Genomic DNA, 18,158 nt, shown 5'->3' on the forward strand with positions numbered 1-18,158 from the left:
GGTCGTCGAGGCTACTGCCCCTGCGCGGGACCGGCGAAGTCGGTCCGGGGCAGGTCGCGGACCGACTCGATCACGATCTGGCCCGGCTCCTCGATGGCCACCTCGGCGCCGTCCTGGCCGCGCAGCGCCGCGATCGGGCCGCTGGGGAAGTTGACTCCGCCCGCCAGGGTGCCGGGCTCGCCGATGGCCTCGATCACGTAGGGGGGCTCCAGCGGCACGCCGTCGACCGTGACGACGCCGTCGACCTCCTCGAACGAGCTCTGCGCGACGAGGCGGACCGTGTCGTTGATCTCGATCGCCTCCGCGCCCGCGGTGCGCAGCTCCTGGACCATGTCGAGGAGCCGGTCGGTGCGCACCGGCGTCTCGTCCTCGGTGATCGTGATGCGCAGCCCGGGACCGCTCACCGGGACGAGCCCGGCCAGGATGTTGAGGGTCTTCAGCTTCTCGGCCGCCTGCTCCAGCGCCGCCTGCCGGGCGTTGGAGTCGGTCTGCAGGTTGCGGCGCTCCCCCTCGAGCCGGGCGATCTCGCGCCGGGCCCGGTCGGAGGTGCCGGTCAGGCCGTTGAGGATCTCGATCAGGTCCTCCTCCCGCCGCCCGGCGTAGGTGTCGTCCAGCTCGGTGCTGCGCACCTGGGCGACGGCGGCGAAGCCGAGGACCGCAAGGAGGACCGCGACCACCACCTGTGAGCGCGAGGGTCTCTTGAGGGCGCCCCTCAGCCGCTCGCGGGCGCCGTCCGGCTCAGGCATGGAAGAGATGGCGGCGGATCGCCGCGGAGTTGGAGAAGATCCGGATGCCCAGCACGACGATCACCCCGGTCTGGAGCTGGCTGCCGACGCCCAGCTTGTCGCCGAGGAAGACGATGCTCGCGGCCAGGACGACGTTGCTGACGAAGGAGACGACGAAGACCTTGTCGTCGAAGATGCCGTCGAGGAACGCGCGCAGGCCGCCGAAGACGGCGTCCAGGGCGGCCACGACGGCGATCGGCAGGTACTGCTCGAGCCCCTGGGGGATGTCGGGCTGCAGCAGCAGCCCCGCGACGATGCCGAGCAGCAACCCGAGGGCGGCGATCACTGTCCCATCTCCTTCATCTGTGCGGACCGCTCGGGCCCGCGCTCACGGGCGTTCGGCAGCGGTCGCATGCGCGCCGCCGGCAGCTCGATGTCGTCATCATCCTCGATCTCGAAGACGAACTCCAACGAACGCGCCAAGGCGTAGAACACCGCGCCGTGGGTGGTGCGCAGCAGCCTCGCCTCCAGCGTGTCGGGGTCACCGATGGCCGAGACGACGTAGGGCGGCGAGAGCGGCCGCACGTTGACGTGGATCGCCGATGCCGAGTTCTGGATCGAGGAGAGCGCGGTGAGCCGCTGCCCGTTGATCGCGATCGCCTCGGCGCCGGCGGCCCAGAGACCGTCGACCAGGAAGAGGAGGTCGTCGTCCTTGAGCACGTCGTCACCCACCGCCCCCGGGGCCGAGTCCACCGTCACCCGGACGCCGGGGCCGCGCACCGCGAGGTAGCCGGTGCGCACGCCGAGGCGGCTCACCCGCTGGCTGACCTCGGTCTCCCTCTCCCGCAGACCGCGCAGGCCCTCCTCGGCGGCTGCGTTGCTCACCCTCAGCTCGCCCGCCCTGTCCTGGAGCTCGCGCACGTCGGTGCGCCCCTCCTGGATCCGCGAGACGAGGCTGGCCCGGCCCAGCGCGTCGACGTCGGCGTTGCGCGAGGTCTGGACGGCCGCGACGGCCACCAGCACCCCGAAGACACCGACCACCGCCGCCGTCACCAGACGCCGCCTGCGGTGCTGGTCGGCGTCCTCGGGGACCGGCCGCTGCCGCCGCCGCTCGGCGGCGTGCTGGTAGTCCTCGTCCATCGACTGCTCGGTGATCAGGGAGAGCAGCGGGAGGGTCACGTGCTGTGGCAGGGGGGCCGACTTCCGCTCCGGGGGGTCGCTCATCGTCGTGCCTCCGGCCGCGGGAGGGGTGGGGTGGTCAGCAGCAGGGTGCGGACCTGCCAGGCGTAGAGGAGCCCGGCCCACCAGTAGAGGCCGATCCCCCAGAGCGCGAAGGCCCAGCCGAAGACGTTGGCCAGCGTCGCCACCACGCCGTCGCCCTCGCCCAGGAAGAGCAGCGGGAACGCATAGAGGAGGTTGAAGGTCGCCGCCTTGCCCAGGAAGTGCACGGGCAGGGAGGTGTAGCCCCTGGTCCGCAGCAGCGGCACCAGCCCCCACAGCGCCAGGTCCCGCAACGGCAGGGCGAGGGCCACCCACCAGGGGATGACGTCGCGCAGGGCGAGCCCCACCACCACCGCGAGGATGTAGAGACGGTCCGCGACGGGATCGAGCAGCTCACCGAGCTCGGAGCGCTGGTCCAGCACCCGCGCGAGGTAGCCGTCCAGGTAGTCGGTGATGCCGGAGAGCATCAGCAGCGCGAGAGCCCAGCCGTCCGCCTCGGGTCCGAGGACCAGCCAGAGGAAGACCGGGATGCTCGCCAGCCTCAGCAGGCTGAGGATGTTCGGGACCGTCCACACCCGGTGAACCCTATCCAGCAGTTCCAGCCCCGCGCTCACACCGGCTCGTCGTGGTGCGCAGCATCCCGGATCTCCCCGACCAGCTCCTCCAGCACGTCCTCGAGCGTGACCAGCCCGAGCAGCGTCCCGTCCCGGCCGATGACCCGGCCCATGTGGGCGCCGCGCCGCTGGAGCGCCTCGAGCGCGGTGTGCAGGGGCACCTCGGGACGGACAGTGGCGAAGGGGCGGATCCACTTGTCGTCCACCACCCGCTGGCGTCGGGCCTCGTCGGTCTCCAGCACGTCCTTGATGTGCAGGTAGCCGAGCAGGTCGCCGTCCTCGCTCTCCACGGGGAAGCGGGAGTAGCCGGTGGCGGCGCAGACCTCCTCCACCGTGGCCACGGTGCTCCCCCGCGGCACGGTGGTCAGGCTCCGGGGCGGCATCAGCACCGAGGTCACCGACTTCTCGGTGAAGCCCAGGGCGCCGGCGAGGCGGTCGTACTCGTGGGCCTCGATGAGCCCCTCGCCGCGTGACTCCTCCACCAGGGCCGCCACCTGCTCGCGGGTGTAGGTGGAGGTCACCTCGTCCTTCGGCTCGATCCGCAGCATCCGCAGGATGGCGTTGGCGCACGCATTGATCGTCACGATCACCGGGCGCAGCAGGGCCACCACCACCATCATCGGCGGGCCCAGGAGCAGCGCCGAGCGCTCGGGCCCGGCGATGGCGAGGTTCTTGGGGACCATCTCGCCGAGCACCACGTGCAGGTAGACCACGAGCGTCATGGCGATGACGAACGCGACCGGATGCACCAGGCCCTCGGGGACCCCCAGCCGGGCGAAGAGCGGCTCCAGCAGGTGGGCGACCGCCGGCTCGCCGACGGCACCGAGACCTAGCGAGCAGATGGTGATGCCGAGCTGCGCACCGGCCATCACGACCGAGATCTGCTCCATCGCCCGCAGGGTGGTGCGGGCCATCGCGGAGCCGGCCTCGGCGCGCGGCTGGATCTGGCTGCGCCGCGCGGAGATGAGCGCGAACTCGGCGCCGACGAAGAAGGCGTTGAGGCCGAGCAGCAGCACGGCCAGGAGGATGGCGACCAGATCGCTCACGAGTCGACCCCCTCGCTCCGGGCCGGCGCCGCGGAGGGCGGGGTCAGGGACACCCGGTCCACCCGCAGCCCCTCCATCCGCTCCACTGCGAGGGTGACCGGGCGCTGCTCGACCTCGCCGTCCTCGTCACGGACCGGGACGACGACGTGCACCGTGTCGCCGGCGGACGGCACCCGCCCCAGCTCGCGCACCACCAGGCCGGCCACGGTGTCGTAGTCCTCGTGCTCGGGCAGCTCGATCCCGGTGGCGTCCTCGACCTCGTCGGGGCGCAGCAGCCCGGAGAGCGACCACGTCCCGTCGCGGCGGCGGCGGGCCCGGTCGCCCAGGCGGTCGTGCTCGTCGGAGATGTCGCCGACGATCTCCTCGACCACGTCCTCGAGGGTGACGATCCCGGCCTGACCGCCGTACTCGTCCAGGACCACCGCCATCTGGAAGCCGTCCTGGCGCAGCAGCGCCAGCAGCGGGTCGAGCCGCAGGGAGTCGGGCACCACGATCGGCTTGACCATGATGTGCTTGACCCGCGTGGTCGGGCGCTCGTGCACCGGGAGTGCGACGGCGTGCTTGATGTGCACCGTGCCGACGACGTTGTCCTCGGCGTCCAGCACCGGGAAGCGGGAGTGACCGGTCTGTCGGGCCAGCGCGATCACCTCGGCGGCCCGGTCGCCGGCCTCGACGCTGGTGGTCCGCACCCGCGGGGTCATGATCTCCCCCGCGGTGCGCGTCCCGAACTCCACCGAGCGCTCCATCAGCTCAGCGGTCTCGGCGTCGAGGGTCCCCTCGTCGGCCGAGCGCTGGACCAGGGAGGCGAGCTCCTGGCTGCTGCGCGCCGAGCGGAGCTCCTCCTGCGGCTCGACGCCCAGCCGGCGCACGATGGCGTTGGCCGAGTTGTTCAGGCCCCGGATCGGCCAGGCCATCACCGTGGTGAAGCCCCGCATGAACCCCTGGGTGGCCCGCGCGGTCGCCAGCGGCACCGCGATAGCGAGGTTCTTGGGCACCAGCTCGCCGACGAGCATGGTGAAGAAGGTGGAGAGGACGAGCCCCAGCGCCACCGCCAGCGGGGTCACCCAGGACTCCGGCGTGCCGAGCGCCAGCAGCGGTCCGTCGACCAGCTGGGCGACGGCCGGCTCCGCCAGGAACCCGATCGCCAGGTTGGTGATGGTGATGCCCACCTGGGCTCCGGAGAGCTGGGTGGACAGGGTGCGCAACGCCTGCTGGACCCCGACCGCTCCCCCGTCGCCCTGCTCCACGAGCTGGTCGACGGCACTGCGGTCCACGGTGACCAACGAGAACTCCGCGGCCACGAAGAGCCCGCAGGCGATCATCAGCAGCAGCGAGACCGACAGGAGGATCCACGGCGTCACCGCGGGACACCTCCGCGCCGGGCCCGGGCAGGGCCGGGGCGTGCGGGACCGCTCACGATCGAGGGCGGGAAGGGATGGCTACTTTGAGGGCCGTCCATGAGCTGTGTGGCATTCCTTCGGATCCGGGCAGACGATGGGGTCACTCTAGCGACCTCGCCGTATGGTTGGCGTCTTCGGCCCGGCCGCCCGGGTCGACCGGAACCACTTCGGAGGCGGGAAGCTCCACGTCGTCATGCCCAGAGCCTGGAAGCACGTCGCGACCGGCGCCGCTCTCGTCCTCCTCGCGGGACTCGGCGCGTCCGTGGCCGACCGCACCGGCGCCGAGCCGCGCGACGCGGCCGGCGGCGAGCCGGCCGACCGGCCCAACATCGTCCTGGTCATGACCGACGACCAGTCCGACGCCGAGCTGCGGTGGATGCCGCTGACCCGCGCGGCCCTGGGCGAGGGGGGGATGGAGTTCACCGACGCCCTCTCCCCCCACCCCCTCTGCTGCCCGGCACGCGCCGAGCTCCTCACCGGGCAGTACGCCCAGAACAACGGCGTGCGGCACAACAACGGGCCGCACGGCGGCTTCGACTCCATGGACCCGGCCAGGACCCTGGGCGACTGGTTCGCCGCCGCCGGCTACCGCACCGCCTTCGTCGGCAAGTACCTCAACAAGTACGGGCCCGGCGACGGCGCGCAGCCCGGGTGGAGCCGCTGGGCCGCCCTGAGCCGCGGCATCTACGACTACCGGAACTTCAGCCTCGACGTCGGTGGGGGCGAGCAGCCCTACCGCGACGCCTACGTCACCGAGGTCCTGGAGGACACGACCAACCGGATGGTCCGGGAGCTCGCGGCGACCGACGAGCCCTTCCTGCTCCTGTCCTGGCACCTGGCCCCGCACTACCGGTTCGACGAGCGGGGCCGGCGTACCCCACCCCCGGCCGCCGCGCAGGACCGGGGCCGGTTCGCCGACCTCCGGCCGCCGTCCTTCGACAAGCCGAGCTTCAACCGCGACCAGGTCGACGCCCGCGGCCGGGTCGAGGTGCGCCGGACCGTACGGCGCCCCGCGCACCTCAGGGCCGAGTTCCGGGCCCGGGTCCGCAGCCTGCAGGCCGTCGACCGAGCGGTCGCCAGCCTGGTGGAGACGCTCAAGGAGACAGGAGCGTGGGAGGACACCTACCTGTTCTTCACCTCCGACAACGGCTACCTGCTCGGCGAGCACCGCCGGGTGGGCAAGAACATGCTCCTCGAGGAGGCCCTGCAGGTTCCGCTGCTGGTCGCCGGCCCCGACGTCCCGCCCGGCTCGGTCTCCACGACCCCGGTCACCCTGGTCGACCTGCCGGCCACCTTCGCCGACCTGGCCCAGGTGGAGCCGCGGCGACTCCAGGACGGGGTCTCCCTCGCGCCGCTGCTGCGCGATCCGTCCCTCACCCCAGGGCCCGCGACCGGGGCGCCCGCGCGAGACACCCTGCTGGTGCAGACGGGCCGCAGCGACGGGGACGGCTGGGACGTGCGCGGCGTCCGCACCGACCGGTACCTCTACGGCTCCCGCGAGGACGGCAGCGGCGAGGTGCTCCACGACCTGCTGGTCGATCCCTTCCAGCTGGTCGACCGCGCCCCGGACCCGGCCTACGGGCCGGTCCTCGCCGAGCTGCGGGCGCGCCGGGACGAGCTGCTCACCTGCGCCGGACCGGCTTGCAACCGCCGGTTCGGACCCCTGCCGGAGCCCGACCCGCCGCCGGGCCGCGGAACCGGTGCCAGCGGCGACTAGCGTGCTGCCCATGACCGACGTCGCGATCGCCGCTCCCAACGAGGCCTCGGCCGATGCCGGGGAGCAGGTCGCCCGCCTGGGCGGCAACGCCGTCGACGCGGCCGTGGCCGCCGTCCTGGTCACGATGGTCAACGAGGTCGGGCTCGTCTCTCTCAGCTCGGGCGGGTTCGTCACCGTCCAGCCGCCGGGCGACCGGGCCGCCTACACCGTGGACGGCTGGATGGACATGCCCGGCCGCGGTCTCGACGTTCCCCCGGGCACCGGGACCTGGGACGTCCACAGCCAGTACGGCGGCGGCGTGGACATCACCATCGGGCCCGGCTCCGTGGCCGTCCACGGCGCGGTCCTCGCCCTGGGCGAGGCGCACGCCCGCGAGGGCGCACTTCCTTGGTCCGAGGTGGTCGCCCCGGCAGTGGAGGTCGCCCGCCACGGGTTCCGGCTCGGCGCGGCCTCCCGCTACTACCTGGAGTACGTCCACGAGAGCATCTTCGGCTGGGACCCGGTCAGCGCCGCGACGATCCACGACTCCCAGGGCAACCTCACCACCGACCCGCTGGCCATCCCGGACCTCGTGTCCTCCCTCGAGCTGATCGCCCGCTCCGGCCCGCACGCCCTCAACTCCGGCGAGCTGGGCCAGGCCATCGGCGCCGACGTGCGGGCTCGGGGCGGCCTGCTCGGGCCCGAGGACCTGGCCTCCTACCGGCCCCTGACCAGGACCTCGATCCTGCAGCGCACCGGTCCGTGGGTCCTCTCCACGACGCCGTCGCCGTCGGTGGGCGGGGTCTGCGTGGCGGCGATGCTCCGCCTACTCGACGGTCGGCCGCGCCACGGGTGGGACGAGGACGAGGTGGCCCGGCTGATCCGCGTCCAGCGGGCGGTGCTGGGCCACCGGCACGCCCATCTCGACCGGGCCGAGGACCCCGAGGCCGCCGCGCAGGAGCTCCTGGCCATGCTCGACGGCACCGGCCCGGAGGTGCTCGGCTCGGGTTCCACCGCCCACGTCTCGACCGCCGACAGCGACGGGCGGGCCTGCGCGGTCACCGTGTCGTCGGGCTACTTCTCCGGGATGGTCGGGGAGGGCACCGGCATCTGGCTCAACAACAGCCTCGGCGAGCAGGAGCTCAACGCGCGCGGCCTGCACGCGGCCCCGCCCGGCACCCGTCTCCAGTCCAACATGGCACCGACCGTGGCCAGGCACGACGACGGCTCCGTGCTGGCCGTCGGCTCCCCGGGGGCGAGTCGCATCTCCACCGCCGTGGTGCAGGTGCTGGCCGGGTTCGTGGGCGGGATGGGTCTCCAGGAGGCTGTCCACCACCCGCGGGTGCACGTGCACCGGGCCGGGACGCCCGAGGAGGAGGTCCAGGTCGAGTCGGCCCTGTCCATGTACTACGGCGGGGTCGGCGTGGCCCTGGCCCATCCCGACGGGCGGCTCCAGGCGGCCGCCGACCCGCGGCGCGAGGGCGCAGTGCGTCTGGTGCTCGACTCCTCAGCCGGCGACGGCTCGTAGCCGTTCCCGCAGCTGGGTCCGCGCGGGGTGGCTCTCCTCGAGGGTGTCGAGGGCGGCCGCGACCTCGTCGGCTGAGTGGGCGGGACGCACGTCCTCCGCGTCGCCGGCGGCGACCCAGCCCACGCCGGGCTCGAGCCGTCGCACCACCCGGGCGGGCACACCGACCACCACGCAGTGGTCGGGCACGATCCCCCGCACCACCGAGCCCGCGCCGACCACCACGTTGCGTCCGATCTCGGTGCCGGGGAGCACGATCGCCCCGTGGCCGATCCAGCTCCCCGACCCGATGCGCACCGGCTGGTGGGCGCCCAGCTGCATGCCGATCGGGGTCTCGGGGTCCTGGTAGCCGTGGGAGGCGTCGGAGACGAACACGTCCTGGCCCAACCACACGTCGTCGCCCAGGACGATCGACTCGTGTGCCGTCAGCGTGGAGCGGGCGCCGACCACGCACCTGTCCCCGATGACCAGCCCCCGCTCGGGACGGCTCGGGTCGTCGGCGGTGTAGCCGACCGAGAGGGTGCAGCCCCGGCCCACCAGGGTCCCCTCCCCGATGTGGACCGACTCCAACCCCATCAGGGAGCCGGGCGGGAACGCCACGCAGCTGCCCGGGCCCAGGGAGCCGAAGGCGTCGCCCCGGTCGGTCCCCGGGGCGATGGCGCCGTACCACTCGACCAGCTCGTGCGCCCGGTGCAGGGCGCGGTTGACGAGGCGTCGCAGGGAGGTCACCGCGCGAGGTTACCTGCCGGTGACCACGCTGGTGGCCGAACCCAGGGCCGCCGGGTGGGGAGCCGACGGCAGCGCCAGCCCGCGGCGCCACGACCCGTGCACCACCACGGCGCCGACGACGGCCCCGACCACCCCCAGGCCGAGGTCGGCCAGCGTGTCGACGTAGGCGAAGCGACGCTCCTCCGAGCCGCTGATGAAGGCGAAGTACTCCCCGATCTCCCACGCGACCGCCCCGGTCGACCCGATGGCGAGCGAGCGCTCCAGGCACCGGCCCAGGCTGGTGCCGCGGGGCAGGCTCAGCATCACCGCGGCGGCCCCGATGAGCACCAGGTTGAAGAAGTGCATCCAGTCGTCGAACCAGACGATCTTGTCGTAGAGGTCCAGCCGGTTGCCGAGGACGTCGGAGAAGCAGGTGACGGTGACCAGCAGGTCGGCGAGCCACGGGAACGGCGCCCGGTCGCGCCAGAAGACCCACCACAGCACGGGCACCGTGAAGGCCAGCATCGGGTAGGCGATGGAGCGCGCCTCGGCAGCCTTGCCCTCCAGGTTGGCCCACGCCGGGTCGATCACGGTGAAGGCCAGCATCAGGAGCAGCAGGCCCTTCAGGACCAGGTCGAGCTGCCGGACGACTCCCGTCGGGGACACTGGGCTGGGGTTCGTCTCGACGCTCACGCGGCGCGATGCTACCCGGGCCCGCGCGTCTGGGCGGCATCTCCAGCGGGGCTGGTGCTACACCTGAGCAATGGGCCCCTCACACCTCTTCCTCGCCCTCGAGCTCGGTGGCACCTTCGCCTTCGCCCTCAACGGCGCTCTGATCGCGATCCGGGTGGCCCGGCTCGACCTGGTCGGGGTCCTCACCCTGGGCATGCTCACCGCCCTGGGCGGCGGGATCCTGAGGGACGTGCTGCTCGGCTCGCAGCCGCCGGCCACGTTCCTCGACTGGCGCTACCTGGCGGTGGCGGCGACGGGCAGCCTGATCGCCTTCCTCTTCGGACCGCACCTGGACCGCTTCGTCGGCACGGTCCTGGTGCTGGACGCCGCGGGCCTGAGCCTCTTCGCGGTCACCGGGGCCAGCAAGGCACTGGAGTTCGGCGCGGGGGTGGGCCTGGCCCAGGCGGTCATCCTCGGCGCCGTGACGGCGGTGGGTGGCGGCACGCTGCGCGACGTGCTGCTCGGCCGGGTCCCGGTCGTGCTGCGCAGCGAGCTCTATGCCATCCCCGCGATGGCCGGGGCGCTGGTGGTCGCGCTCGCCGAGCAGGCCGGCCGCTACGGCGCCGTCGCGGCGGTGGGCGGCGCGCTCCTCTGCTTCGCCATCCGGATGGTCGGTGTCCGGTACCAGCTCAACGCCCCCACCCCGCGATGGCACTGAGGGCTACGGTGCCTCCATGGCAGGCGCTGAGTGGGTGCTGCACGTCGACATGGACCAGTTCCTGGCGGCCGTGGAGCTGCTCCGGCGCCCGGAGCTGGCCGGCCTTCCCCTCGTGGTCGGGGGACGTGGCGATCCCACCGAGCGCGCCGTCGTCTCGACCGCCTCCTACGAGGCGCGGCAGTTCGGCATCCGCTCCGGCATGCCGCTGCGCACGGCCCTCGCACGCTGCCCCCAGGCGGTCTTCCTGCCCGTGGACCGCCCCGTCTACGAGGCGGCCTCCGAGACGGTGATGGCGACGCTGCGGGCCCACCCGGGCGCCGTGGTGGAGGTGCTGGGCTGGGACGAGGCGTTCGTGGGCCTGCGCACCGACGATCCGGAGGCGGCCGCCCGGCAGCTCCAGGCCGAGGTGCTCGAGGCCACCGGGCTCCACTGCTCGGTCGGCATCGGCGACACCCTGCTCCGCGCCAAGATCGCCACGGACTTCGGCAAGCCGCAGGGGACGTTCCTGCTCACCGAGGAGAACTGGTCCAAGGTGATGGGCGAGCGCCCCACCACCGCGCTGTGGGGCGTGGGACCCCGGATCGCGGCGCGGCTGAAGGCCCTGGGGATCACCACGGTCCACGAGCTCGCCGCCGCGCCGGAGGAGGTCCTGGTGGCGGAGTTCGGCCCGGCCATGGGGCCCCACTACGGTCGTGCGGGCCGTGGGCGCGGGCGCACCCGGGTCGACGACACCCCGTGGGTGCCGCGGGCCCACGGACGGGAGACGACCTACCAGCGAGACCTGGTCTCCCCCGACGAGGTGGGTGCGGCCCTCGCCGCCCTCGCCGCCCAGGTGGTCGCCGACATCCGCAAGGAAGGGCGCCCCTGTGCCCGGGTCGGGCTCAAGGTCAGGTTCGCCCCGTTCTTCACCACCACCCGCGTCCGCAAGCTGGCCGCCCCGACCTACGACGTGGAGATCATCCTCGCGACGGCGCTCGCGCTCCTCCAGGAGCTCCACGACGACCGCCCGATCCGGCTGCTGGGGGTCCGCGCCGAGATGGTGCCGGCCGACTCCTGAGCGATCGGGGCGGCGGGCGGCTCCTGTCCGGCGTGCGGGCCCGGCGACTATGGTCGAGGACAGTCCGTCAGCCCGTCGTCGCTCGAGGAGACACCATGCACCCGACCCACGTCCCGATCAGAGTCGCCACCGGCGCGTTCATCCTCAACTCCGGGATCGGCAAGCTGGGTGCCGACGAGGGCACGGCGCAGTACCTCCACAGCGCCGCCGCCGGCGCCTACCCCCAGGTCTTCGAGGACATGGAGCCCCAGCGCTTCGCCAAGATCCTCGCCTACAGCGAGATCGCCGTGGGAGCCGCGCTGCTGGCCCCGATGGTCCCGGCCACGGTGGCCGGTGCGGCCCTGACCGGCTTCGGCTCCGCCCTGGTGGGCATGTACCTGCGGACGCCGTCGATGACGCTGGACGACGGGATCCGCCCCAGCCCCGACGGCATCGCGGTGGCCAAGGACGTGTGGCTGGTGGGTGCCGGGCTGACCCTGCTCAGCCAGGGAGTGCTGGGCGCGGCCAAGTCCGGGGTGAAGTCGTCACGCCGGGCCGTCCGCAAGGCCGTTCCCTTCACCGACTGATCGTCCGCCCCCGTCGTGGCGGATGCCGGACGACGTGACCGACCGGCCCACGCGGTCCCCGCGCGGGTGCTGGCGCTGTGCGTGGCCCTGCTCCTCGCGCAGGGCGCCGTGGTGGCCCTGCTCCTCGGGCCCGCCGGACCCCGGCTCCACGACGCTCCCCTGTCCATCGTCGCTCCGGGGGTCGTGAGCACCTCCCTGGTGGAGCGGGCCGACGACCTCCCCGGTGCCCCGCTGGCGGGGGTCGCGGCGACGGATCGCGACAAGGCGGTCCGGGACGTGGCCGAGGGCCGCGTGGTCGGTGCCCTGGTGATGGACCTGGCGCACACCGAGGACGAGCTGGTCCTCCACCGCCACCGGGCACCGCAGCTCAACCAGGCCGTCGAGGAGCAGGTCGCGCAGGTGCTGCGGGCCAACGGCCGCACCCTGAGCGTCTCTGAGACCTCGCCCTCCGACGTGAGCCGGACGACGCTGTCCAGGGTCGGCGTCGCCGCCAGCGTGCTCGGCCTGGTGGTCGCCATGGGGATCTACTTGCTCCTCGGCCCCTCGCCGGCCCGGCTGCGCGACGGCGTGCGCCGGGTGGCCGTGCTCGCCGTGGCGAGCCTGCTGCTGGGCACGCTCGCCGCCCAGGTGCTCGGCCCGGTGAGCGGGACGCAGCGGGCGGAGCTGGCCGTGATCCTGGGGGCGGTGATGCTGCTCCCCGCCGTGCTGACCCTGGCGCTCGGCACCCTGCTGGGGCTGGTCGGCATGGCGCTCAGCTTCTCCGCGTTCGTCGTCCTGGCCACGCCGCTGCTCGTCGGCCTGGACCCCTACCTGATGCCCCGGCCGTGGCGGCTGGTCGAGGCCTGGACCCCGTCGGGAGCCACGCGACAAGCGCTGGAGGGGGTGGCCCTCTTCGAGGGCGGCGGGGTGGCGCGCGCCGGGCTGGTGCTGGCCGCCTGGTTCGCGGTGGCCGTCCTCGCCCTGGTGGCGTCCCGTCGGGAGCGGACGCGCGTGGTGGCGACCCCCCAGGCAGGTGTACCGGAGCCGGGCGCCGGCGGCCGCCACCGGCCGCGCCGACCGTCGGTCCCCCGCTCGTGGCGAATGCGGGTCGGGGTCCTCGTCCTTCCCAGCGCCGGGCTGCTGGCGGTGCTGCTCACGCTCGTCACCCCTGGGGACCTCCCGGCGGCGGCACCCGTCGCTGACGGCGCCACCCAGACCCGGTGCGTGGCCACCGGCCGGCTGGACTCGGTCGCCGACCTCAACCGCCTCTCGCGCCAGGTCCGCGGCACCGGGGCTTTCCGGGGAGGCGACGTCGGTGCGAGCGCGGTCCTCCAGGACGGGAGGCGCCTGCTCGTCTTCGGCGACACCCTGCGCCGCGTCGGGGACACCCCCGAGACCTTCGTCCGGAACTCGATGCTGTTGCTCGACGGGGGATGCATCCACGCGGTGCTCCCCGCCGACGGCGGCGCCGTGATCCCGGACCGCCCGGGATCCGGGTCCGGGGTCGGGGACCGGGACGGGGACGGGGAGAGGGTCGGCTACTGGCCGATGTCGGTCAACGTGAGCCCCCGGCCGGGCTACGACCTGGTCGGCGTTGCCGCCCAGCGGGTCCGCAAGACCGGCACGGGCCCGTTCGACTTCGAGAACCTCGGGGGCGCCGTGGCCGTCTTCGTGGTGGCGCCCGGCCGGCCGCCGCAGCTCGTCTCGGTCACCGACCTCGGCCCGGACCGTGCCGACGTCACCCGCCCGACCTGGGGTGCGGCGTCGGTCGTGCGGGACGGCTGGGCCTACGTCTACGGGACTGCGAGCAGCCCCGAGGACCTCACCTTCGGCTACTCGCTCCGGGTGGCGCGGGTCCGCCCCGACCAGGTCCAGGACCTCGACGCCTGGCGCTACTGGGACGGCGTGGGCTGGTCGGCCGAGGAAAAGGACGCGGTCGAGCTCGTCGGCGCCCAGGGCGGGACGTCGCAGACGCTGTCGGTCTTCGAGCGCGACGGCACCTGGTACGCGCTGAGCAAGCGTGACGAGTTCCTGGGCTCCCAGGTCGTGGTGTGGACCGCGCCCCACCCGTGGGGTCCCTTCGACCAGGGCACGGCGGTGGCCGACCTGCCCTCCGACGTCGAGACCGGGCACCTGCGGTACATGCCGCTGGCCCACCCCGACCTGCTGCCCCGCCCCGGCAGCGTGGTCGTGTCCTACAGCCGCAACCGCACCTCGCTCGGGGAGGTGCTGGCCGACCCGATGGAGTACCGCCCGCGCTTCCTGCGGGTACGCCTCCCCTAGGTGTGATGCCTAGGCCCGGTCAGCCGGAGGCGGCCTCGAACTGCGCGCGGTAGAGCCGTTCGTAGGCCCCCCGGGCGGCGATCAGCTCGTCATGGGTGCCCTGCTCGACGATGGCGCCGGCCTCCATCACCAGGATCAGGTCGGCGTCGCGGATGGTGGAGAGCCGGTGGGCGATGACGAACGACGTACGGTCGGTGCGCAGGGCGGCCATCGCCTGCTGGAGGAGCAGCTCGGTCCTGGTGTCGACCGAGGAGGTCGCCTCGTCCAGGATCAGCAGCGCCGGGTCGACGAGGAACGCCCGGGCGATGGTGATCAGCTGCCGCTCGCCCGCCGACAGGTTGGACCCCTCCTCCTCCAGGACGGTGTCGTACCCCTCGGGCAGCGAGTGCACGAAGCGGTCGACGAAGGTGGCCCGGGCCGCCTCCAGCACCTGCGCGTCGTCGGCCTCGGGCCGGCCGTAGGCGATGTTGTCGCGGATCGTGCCCTTGAAGAGCCACGAGTCCTGGAGCACCATCCCGATGCGCCCGCGCAGCTCGGCGCGCGGCAGCCGGGAGATGTCGTGGCCGTCGATGGTGATCCGGCCGCCGTCCAGGTCGTAGAAGCGCATCAACAGGTTGACCAGGGTGGTCTTGCCGGCCCCCGTCGGCCCGACGATCGCCACCGTCTGCCCCGGGCGGGCGATCAGGGAGAGGTGGCGGATGAGCGGCCGCTCGGGGTCGTAGGCGAAGGAGACGTCGGAGAAGACCACCTCACCGCTGGTGATGCTCGCCGGTGACGGCGGCGGGTCGTCAGGCTCCTCCTCGGTGTCGAGGAGCTCGAAGACGCGCTCGGCCGACGCCACGCCGGACTGCAGCAGGTTGGCCATCGAGGCGACCTGGCTCAGCGGCTGGTTGAACTGGCGGGCGTACTGGATGAACGCCTGCACCTCCCCCAGCGTCAGCGTCCCGTTGGCCACGCGCAGTCCGCCCAGCACGGCGATCACCACGTAGAGCATGTTCCCCACGAACATCATCGTCGGCATGATCAGCCCGCTGATGAACTGTGCCCCGAAGCTGACCCGGAACAGCTCCTCGTTCTCCTCGGCGAAGGTCCGCTCGATCTCCTCCTGGCGCCCGAACACCTTCACCAGCGCGTGGCCGGAGAAGGCCTCCTCCACCTGGGCGTTCAGCGCGCCGGTACGCCGCCACTGCGCGACGAACCTGCCCTGGGAGCGCTTCATGATGGCCCGGGTGAGCACCAGCGACAGCGGCACCGAGACCAGGGAGACCAGCGCCAGCGTCGGGGAGATCGCGAACATCATCGCCAGCACCGCGAAGAGCGTCAGGACCGCGGTCAGCAGCTGGCTCATCGTCTGCTGCAGGGTCTGGCTCACGTTGTCGATGTCGTTGGTGACCCGGCTGAGCAGCTCGCCGCGCGAGGACCTGTCGATCGCGGCCAGGGGCAGCCGGTGGATCTTCTCCTCCACCCCGGCACGCATCCGCCGCACGGTCTTCTGCACCACGTCGTTGACCAGGTAGCCCTGGAGCCAGGCCAGCAGCGACGCGGCGGCATAGACGCCCACCGCGATCAGCAGCACCTGGCCGACGGCGCCGAAGTCGACCCCCGCGCCGGGCACCACGCCTTGGCCCCGGATGGCCTCGGGGAGCTCGGACTCGGGGGTGCCGGGCGCGAACCTCTTGCCCAGCACCCCGGTGAAGACCAGGTCCGTGGCGCGGCCCAGGATCCGCGGCCCGGCGGCGGTCATGGCGACCGAGAGGACCGCGAACGCCACCACCAACGACGCGGTCACCCGGTCGGGCCGGAGCAGCCCCACGAGCCGCTTGCCGGACTCGCCGAAGCTCTGGGCCTTCTGACCGACCATGCCGCCGCCGGGCCCGTGACCGTGACCGGGGCCGGGGCCGGCGATCCGCTCGGTCTTCTTCAGTCCCTCGGGGCGGCCGGGTCGTTCCGTGACCCGGCCCAGGGCTCCGTCCGCGGTGCCACTCATGCCAGCGCCCCCTCGTCGGTGCCGAGCTGGGAGGCGACGATCTCCTGGTAGGTCGGGCAGTCGTCCAGTAGCTCGGCGTGGGTGCCCAGGCCGACCACCCGGCCGTCGTCGAGAACGACGATCTGGTCGGCGGTGGTGATCGAGGAGACCCGCTGGGCCACCACGAGGACCGTCGCGTCGCGGGTGACCGGCCGCAGCGCCGCCCTCAGCCGGGCGTCGGTGGCCACGTCGAGCGCGGAGAAGGAGTCGTCGAAGAGGTAGAGCGCGGGACGTCGTACCACCGCGCGGGCGATCGCCAGGCGCTGGCGCTGGCCGCCGGAGAAGTTGGTCCCACCCTGGTCGACGGGGCCGTCCAGCCCCTCGGGGAGGGCCCGCACGAAGTCGTCGGCCTGGGCGATCGCGAGGGCGGCCCACAGTTCCTCCTCGGTCGCGCCGGGGCGGCCGTGCAACAGGTTGCTGCGGACGGTGCCGCTGAACAGCCAGGCCTTCTGGGGCACCAGACCGATCTCGGCCCAGAGCGTCTCCGGCGCCAGCCGGCGTACGTCGTGGCCCCCCACGCGGACCTCCCCGCCGGTGACGTCGACCAGACGGGCCACCAGGTTGACCAGGGTGGTCTTCCCGGAGCCGGTGGAGCCCACCACGGCCACGGTCTGACCGGGGCGTGCCGAGAAGGAGACGGCGTGCAGGACCGGGTCGGCGGCGCCTGGGTAGGCGAAGGAGACGCGTTCCAGGTCCACCCAGCCGCGCCGGGCCGGGTCCAGCGGCAGCGGCTCAGCCGGTGCCGCCAAGGAGGTCTCGGTCCGCAGGACCTCGGTGATCCGGTCGGCGCAGACGGCGGCCCGGGGGATCTGCATCAGCATGAAGGTCGCCATCATCACGCTCATCATGATCAGCATCAGGTAGGACAGGAACGCGATGAGCGAGCCGACCCCGGTCTCGCCGGTGTCGACCCGGTGGCCGCCGAACCAGATCACGGCGACGCTGCCCAGGTTGACCACCCAGATGGTGAGGGGGAACAGCGTGGCCATCCACCGGCCGGCGCGCACGGCCACGTCGGTGAGCTCGTCGTTGGCCAGGGCGAACCGCCGGGTCTCGTAAGGCTCCCGGACGAAGGCGCGCACCACGCGGATGCCGGCGATCTGCTCGCGCAGGATCCTGTTCACCGCGTCGATGCGCACCTGCATGAGACGGAAGCTGGGGACCATGCGGCTGACCACCAGCCCGACCGAGAGGAACAGCGCCGGGACCACGACGGCGAGCAGCCAGCCCAGGCCGGGGTCCTCCCGCAGCGCCATCACGACGCCACCCACCATCATCAGTGGTGAGGTGACCGCGATGATGCACGACATCGCGACGAGCATCTGGACCTGCTGCACGTCGTTGGTGGTCCGGGTGATGAGGGAGGGGGCGCCGAACTGTCCGATCTCGCGGGCGGAGAAGCCACCCACCTGGTGGAAGAGCGCACCGCGCAGGTCGCGTCCCACGCTCATCGCGGTCCGTGCCCCGAACCAGGCGGCGCCGACCGAGCCGATGCCCTGGAGCAGAGCGACCGCGAGCATGGCTCCCCCGGTACGCACGATGTAGCCGGTGTCGCCCGTGGTGACGCCTCGGTCGATGATGTCGGCGTTGAGGCTCGGCAGGTAGAGCGCGGCCAGCACGCCGACCCCCTGGAAGACCACGACGGCCAGCAACGCCCAGCGGTAGGGCCGCAGGCGGTCGCGCAGCAGCTGGATCAGCACACCCGGCCGCCCGCCACGGGGGTGCCGGCACCACCGCGCTCCCCCGTCCGGGAGCGAGACGAGGGCGCGACGCAGCGCCGGGGGCAGAGCGGGGTGAGGATCACGGGACTCCCAGGGGACGGTTGGCGACCCACGGCCGCCCGCCCACCGTACCTAAGTGACTCGGTTCATGGAGGCCCTTCCTTGTTTACCGACATCGTGTCGGTATGTTTATCGACATGA

16 protein-coding genes are annotated in these 18,158 nt (G+C 73.0%); 6 read left to right on the top strand and 10 right to left on the bottom strand.

Annotation, left to right across the window (positions count from 1 at the left end; translation table 11 throughout):
- Positions 1–11: 11 nt before the first annotated feature.
- From AC4BGE_RS14010 to AC4BGE_RS14035, 6 genes are read right to left on the bottom strand one after another with little or no spacing between them, the layout of a single operon-like run.
- A complete protein-coding gene (locus AC4BGE_RS14010; protein ID WP_490572182.1) occupies positions 12–746 on the bottom strand; it encodes a DUF881 domain-containing protein in 735 nt (244 codons plus the stop codon).
- Positions 739–1,071 carry a small basic family protein gene (locus tag AC4BGE_RS14015; protein WP_490572181.1) on the bottom strand — a complete coding sequence of 111 codons (333 nt, stop codon included), beginning with the start codon at positions 1,069–1,071 and terminating at the stop codon, positions 739–741. Before AC4BGE_RS14015 ends, AC4BGE_RS14010 begins: the two co-directional genes overlap by 8 nt.
- Complete coding sequence (locus tag AC4BGE_RS14020; protein ID WP_490572180.1) at positions 1,068–1,949, bottom strand: DUF881 domain-containing protein; 882 nt, start codon at positions 1,947–1,949, stop codon at positions 1,068–1,070. Before AC4BGE_RS14020 ends, AC4BGE_RS14015 begins: the two co-directional genes overlap by 4 nt.
- Positions 1,946–2,521, bottom strand: coding sequence for a cardiolipin synthase ClsA (clsA, locus tag AC4BGE_RS14025; RefSeq protein ID WP_490572179.1), 576 nt, complete (start codon positions 2,519–2,521; stop codon positions 1,946–1,948). The genes AC4BGE_RS14020 and clsA overlap by 4 nt, the downstream gene beginning before the upstream one ends.
- Positions 2,522–2,556: 35 nt before the next feature.
- Positions 2,557–3,606: a hemolysin family protein gene (locus AC4BGE_RS14030; RefSeq protein WP_490572178.1), complete on the bottom strand. Its 1,050-nt coding sequence runs from the start codon at positions 3,604–3,606 to the stop codon at positions 2,557–2,559.
- Entirely contained in the window at positions 3,603–4,967 is a 1,365-nt protein-coding gene (locus AC4BGE_RS14035; protein WP_490575675.1) for a hemolysin family protein, read from the bottom strand. The genes AC4BGE_RS14030 and AC4BGE_RS14035 overlap by 4 nt, the downstream gene beginning before the upstream one ends.
- 232 nt (positions 4,968–5,199) lie before the next feature.
- Between AC4BGE_RS14035 and AC4BGE_RS14040 the strand changes: the two genes are divergently transcribed.
- Positions 5,200–6,723: a sulfatase family protein gene (locus AC4BGE_RS14040; RefSeq protein ID WP_490575676.1), complete on the top strand. Its 1,524-nt coding sequence runs from the start codon at positions 5,200–5,202 to the stop codon at positions 6,721–6,723.
- A 10-nt stretch (positions 6,724–6,733) separates the two neighbouring features.
- Positions 6,734–8,230, top strand: a complete 1,497-nt coding sequence (locus AC4BGE_RS14045; protein ID WP_490575677.1) for a gamma-glutamyltransferase — start codon at positions 6,734–6,736, stop codon at positions 8,228–8,230.
- On the opposite strand, the gene AC4BGE_RS14050 is transcribed toward AC4BGE_RS14045, so the two are convergent.
- Both AC4BGE_RS14050 and AC4BGE_RS14055 read right to left on the bottom strand, forming a co-directional pair.
- Complete coding sequence (locus AC4BGE_RS14050; protein ID WP_490572174.1) at positions 8,210–8,956, bottom strand: DapH/DapD/GlmU-related protein; 747 nt, start codon at positions 8,954–8,956, stop codon at positions 8,210–8,212. The genes AC4BGE_RS14045 and AC4BGE_RS14050 overlap by 21 nt on opposite strands.
- A gap of 9 nt (positions 8,957–8,965) precedes the next feature.
- On the bottom strand, positions 8,966–9,628 hold the full coding sequence (locus AC4BGE_RS14055; protein ID WP_490572173.1) for a DUF2238 domain-containing protein: 663 nt from the start codon (positions 9,626–9,628) through the stop codon (positions 8,966–8,968).
- A gap of 70 nt (positions 9,629–9,698) precedes the next feature.
- Between AC4BGE_RS14055 and AC4BGE_RS14060 the strand changes: the two genes are divergently transcribed.
- The 4 genes from AC4BGE_RS14060 (at position 9,699) to AC4BGE_RS14075 (ending at position 14,210) form a co-directional block, all read left to right on the top strand.
- A complete protein-coding gene (locus AC4BGE_RS14060) occupies positions 9,699–10,325 on the top strand; it encodes a trimeric intracellular cation channel family protein (protein ID WP_490575678.1) in 627 nt (208 codons plus the stop codon).
- Between the two features lie 16 nt (positions 10,326–10,341).
- Complete coding sequence (locus AC4BGE_RS14065) at positions 10,342–11,382, top strand: DNA polymerase IV (protein WP_490575679.1); 1,041 nt, start codon at positions 10,342–10,344, stop codon at positions 11,380–11,382.
- A 95-nt stretch (positions 11,383–11,477) separates the two neighbouring features.
- Complete coding sequence (locus AC4BGE_RS14070; RefSeq protein WP_490572170.1) at positions 11,478–11,948, top strand: hypothetical protein; 471 nt, start codon at positions 11,478–11,480, stop codon at positions 11,946–11,948.
- 81 nt (positions 11,949–12,029) lie between these two features.
- Positions 12,030–14,210 carry a DUF5005 domain-containing protein gene (locus AC4BGE_RS14075; RefSeq protein WP_490575680.1) on the top strand — a complete coding sequence of 727 codons (2,181 nt, stop codon included), beginning with the start codon at positions 12,030–12,032 and terminating at the stop codon, positions 14,208–14,210.
- Between the two features lie 19 nt (positions 14,211–14,229).
- Here the strand turns inward: AC4BGE_RS14075 and AC4BGE_RS14080 are convergent, their stop codons facing one another.
- Positions 14,230–16,197: an ABC transporter ATP-binding protein gene (locus AC4BGE_RS14080; RefSeq protein ID WP_490572168.1), complete on the bottom strand. Its 1,968-nt coding sequence runs from the start codon at positions 16,195–16,197 to the stop codon at positions 14,230–14,232.
- Complete coding sequence (locus tag AC4BGE_RS14085) at positions 16,194–17,936, bottom strand: ABC transporter ATP-binding protein (protein ID WP_490575681.1); 1,743 nt, start codon at positions 17,934–17,936, stop codon at positions 16,194–16,196. The genes AC4BGE_RS14080 and AC4BGE_RS14085 overlap by 4 nt, the downstream gene beginning before the upstream one ends.
- Positions 17,937–18,158 lie beyond the last annotated feature (222 nt).

The sequence above is a fragment of the Nocardioides sp. Z50_6 genome, from assembly GCF_058215755.1.

What these genes read in the sequence shown, in the direction of transcription:
- AC4BGE_RS14010 (WP_490572182.1), bottom strand. Translation starts at nt 746, where the DNA reads ATGCCTGAGCCGGACGGCGCCCGCGAGCGGCTGAGGGGCGCCCTCAAG.
- AC4BGE_RS14020 (WP_490572180.1), bottom strand. Translation starts at nt 1,949, where the DNA reads ATGAGCGACCCCCCGGAGCGGAAGTCGGCCCCCCTGCCACAGCACGTG.
- AC4BGE_RS14040 (WP_490575676.1), top strand. Translation starts at nt 5,200, where the DNA reads ATGCCCAGAGCCTGGAAGCACGTCGCGACCGGCGCCGCTCTCGTCCTC.
- AC4BGE_RS14045 (WP_490575677.1), top strand. Translation starts at nt 6,734, where the DNA reads ATGACCGACGTCGCGATCGCCGCTCCCAACGAGGCCTCGGCCGATGCC.
- AC4BGE_RS14060 (WP_490575678.1), top strand. Translation starts at nt 9,699, where the DNA reads ATGGGCCCCTCACACCTCTTCCTCGCCCTCGAGCTCGGTGGCACCTTC.
- AC4BGE_RS14065 (WP_490575679.1), top strand. Translation starts at nt 10,342, where the DNA reads ATGGCAGGCGCTGAGTGGGTGCTGCACGTCGACATGGACCAGTTCCTG.
- AC4BGE_RS14070 (WP_490572170.1), top strand. Translation starts at nt 11,478, where the DNA reads ATGCACCCGACCCACGTCCCGATCAGAGTCGCCACCGGCGCGTTCATC.
- AC4BGE_RS14080 (WP_490572168.1), bottom strand. Translation starts at nt 16,197, where the DNA reads ATGAGTGGCACCGCGGACGGAGCCCTGGGCCGGGTCACGGAACGACCC.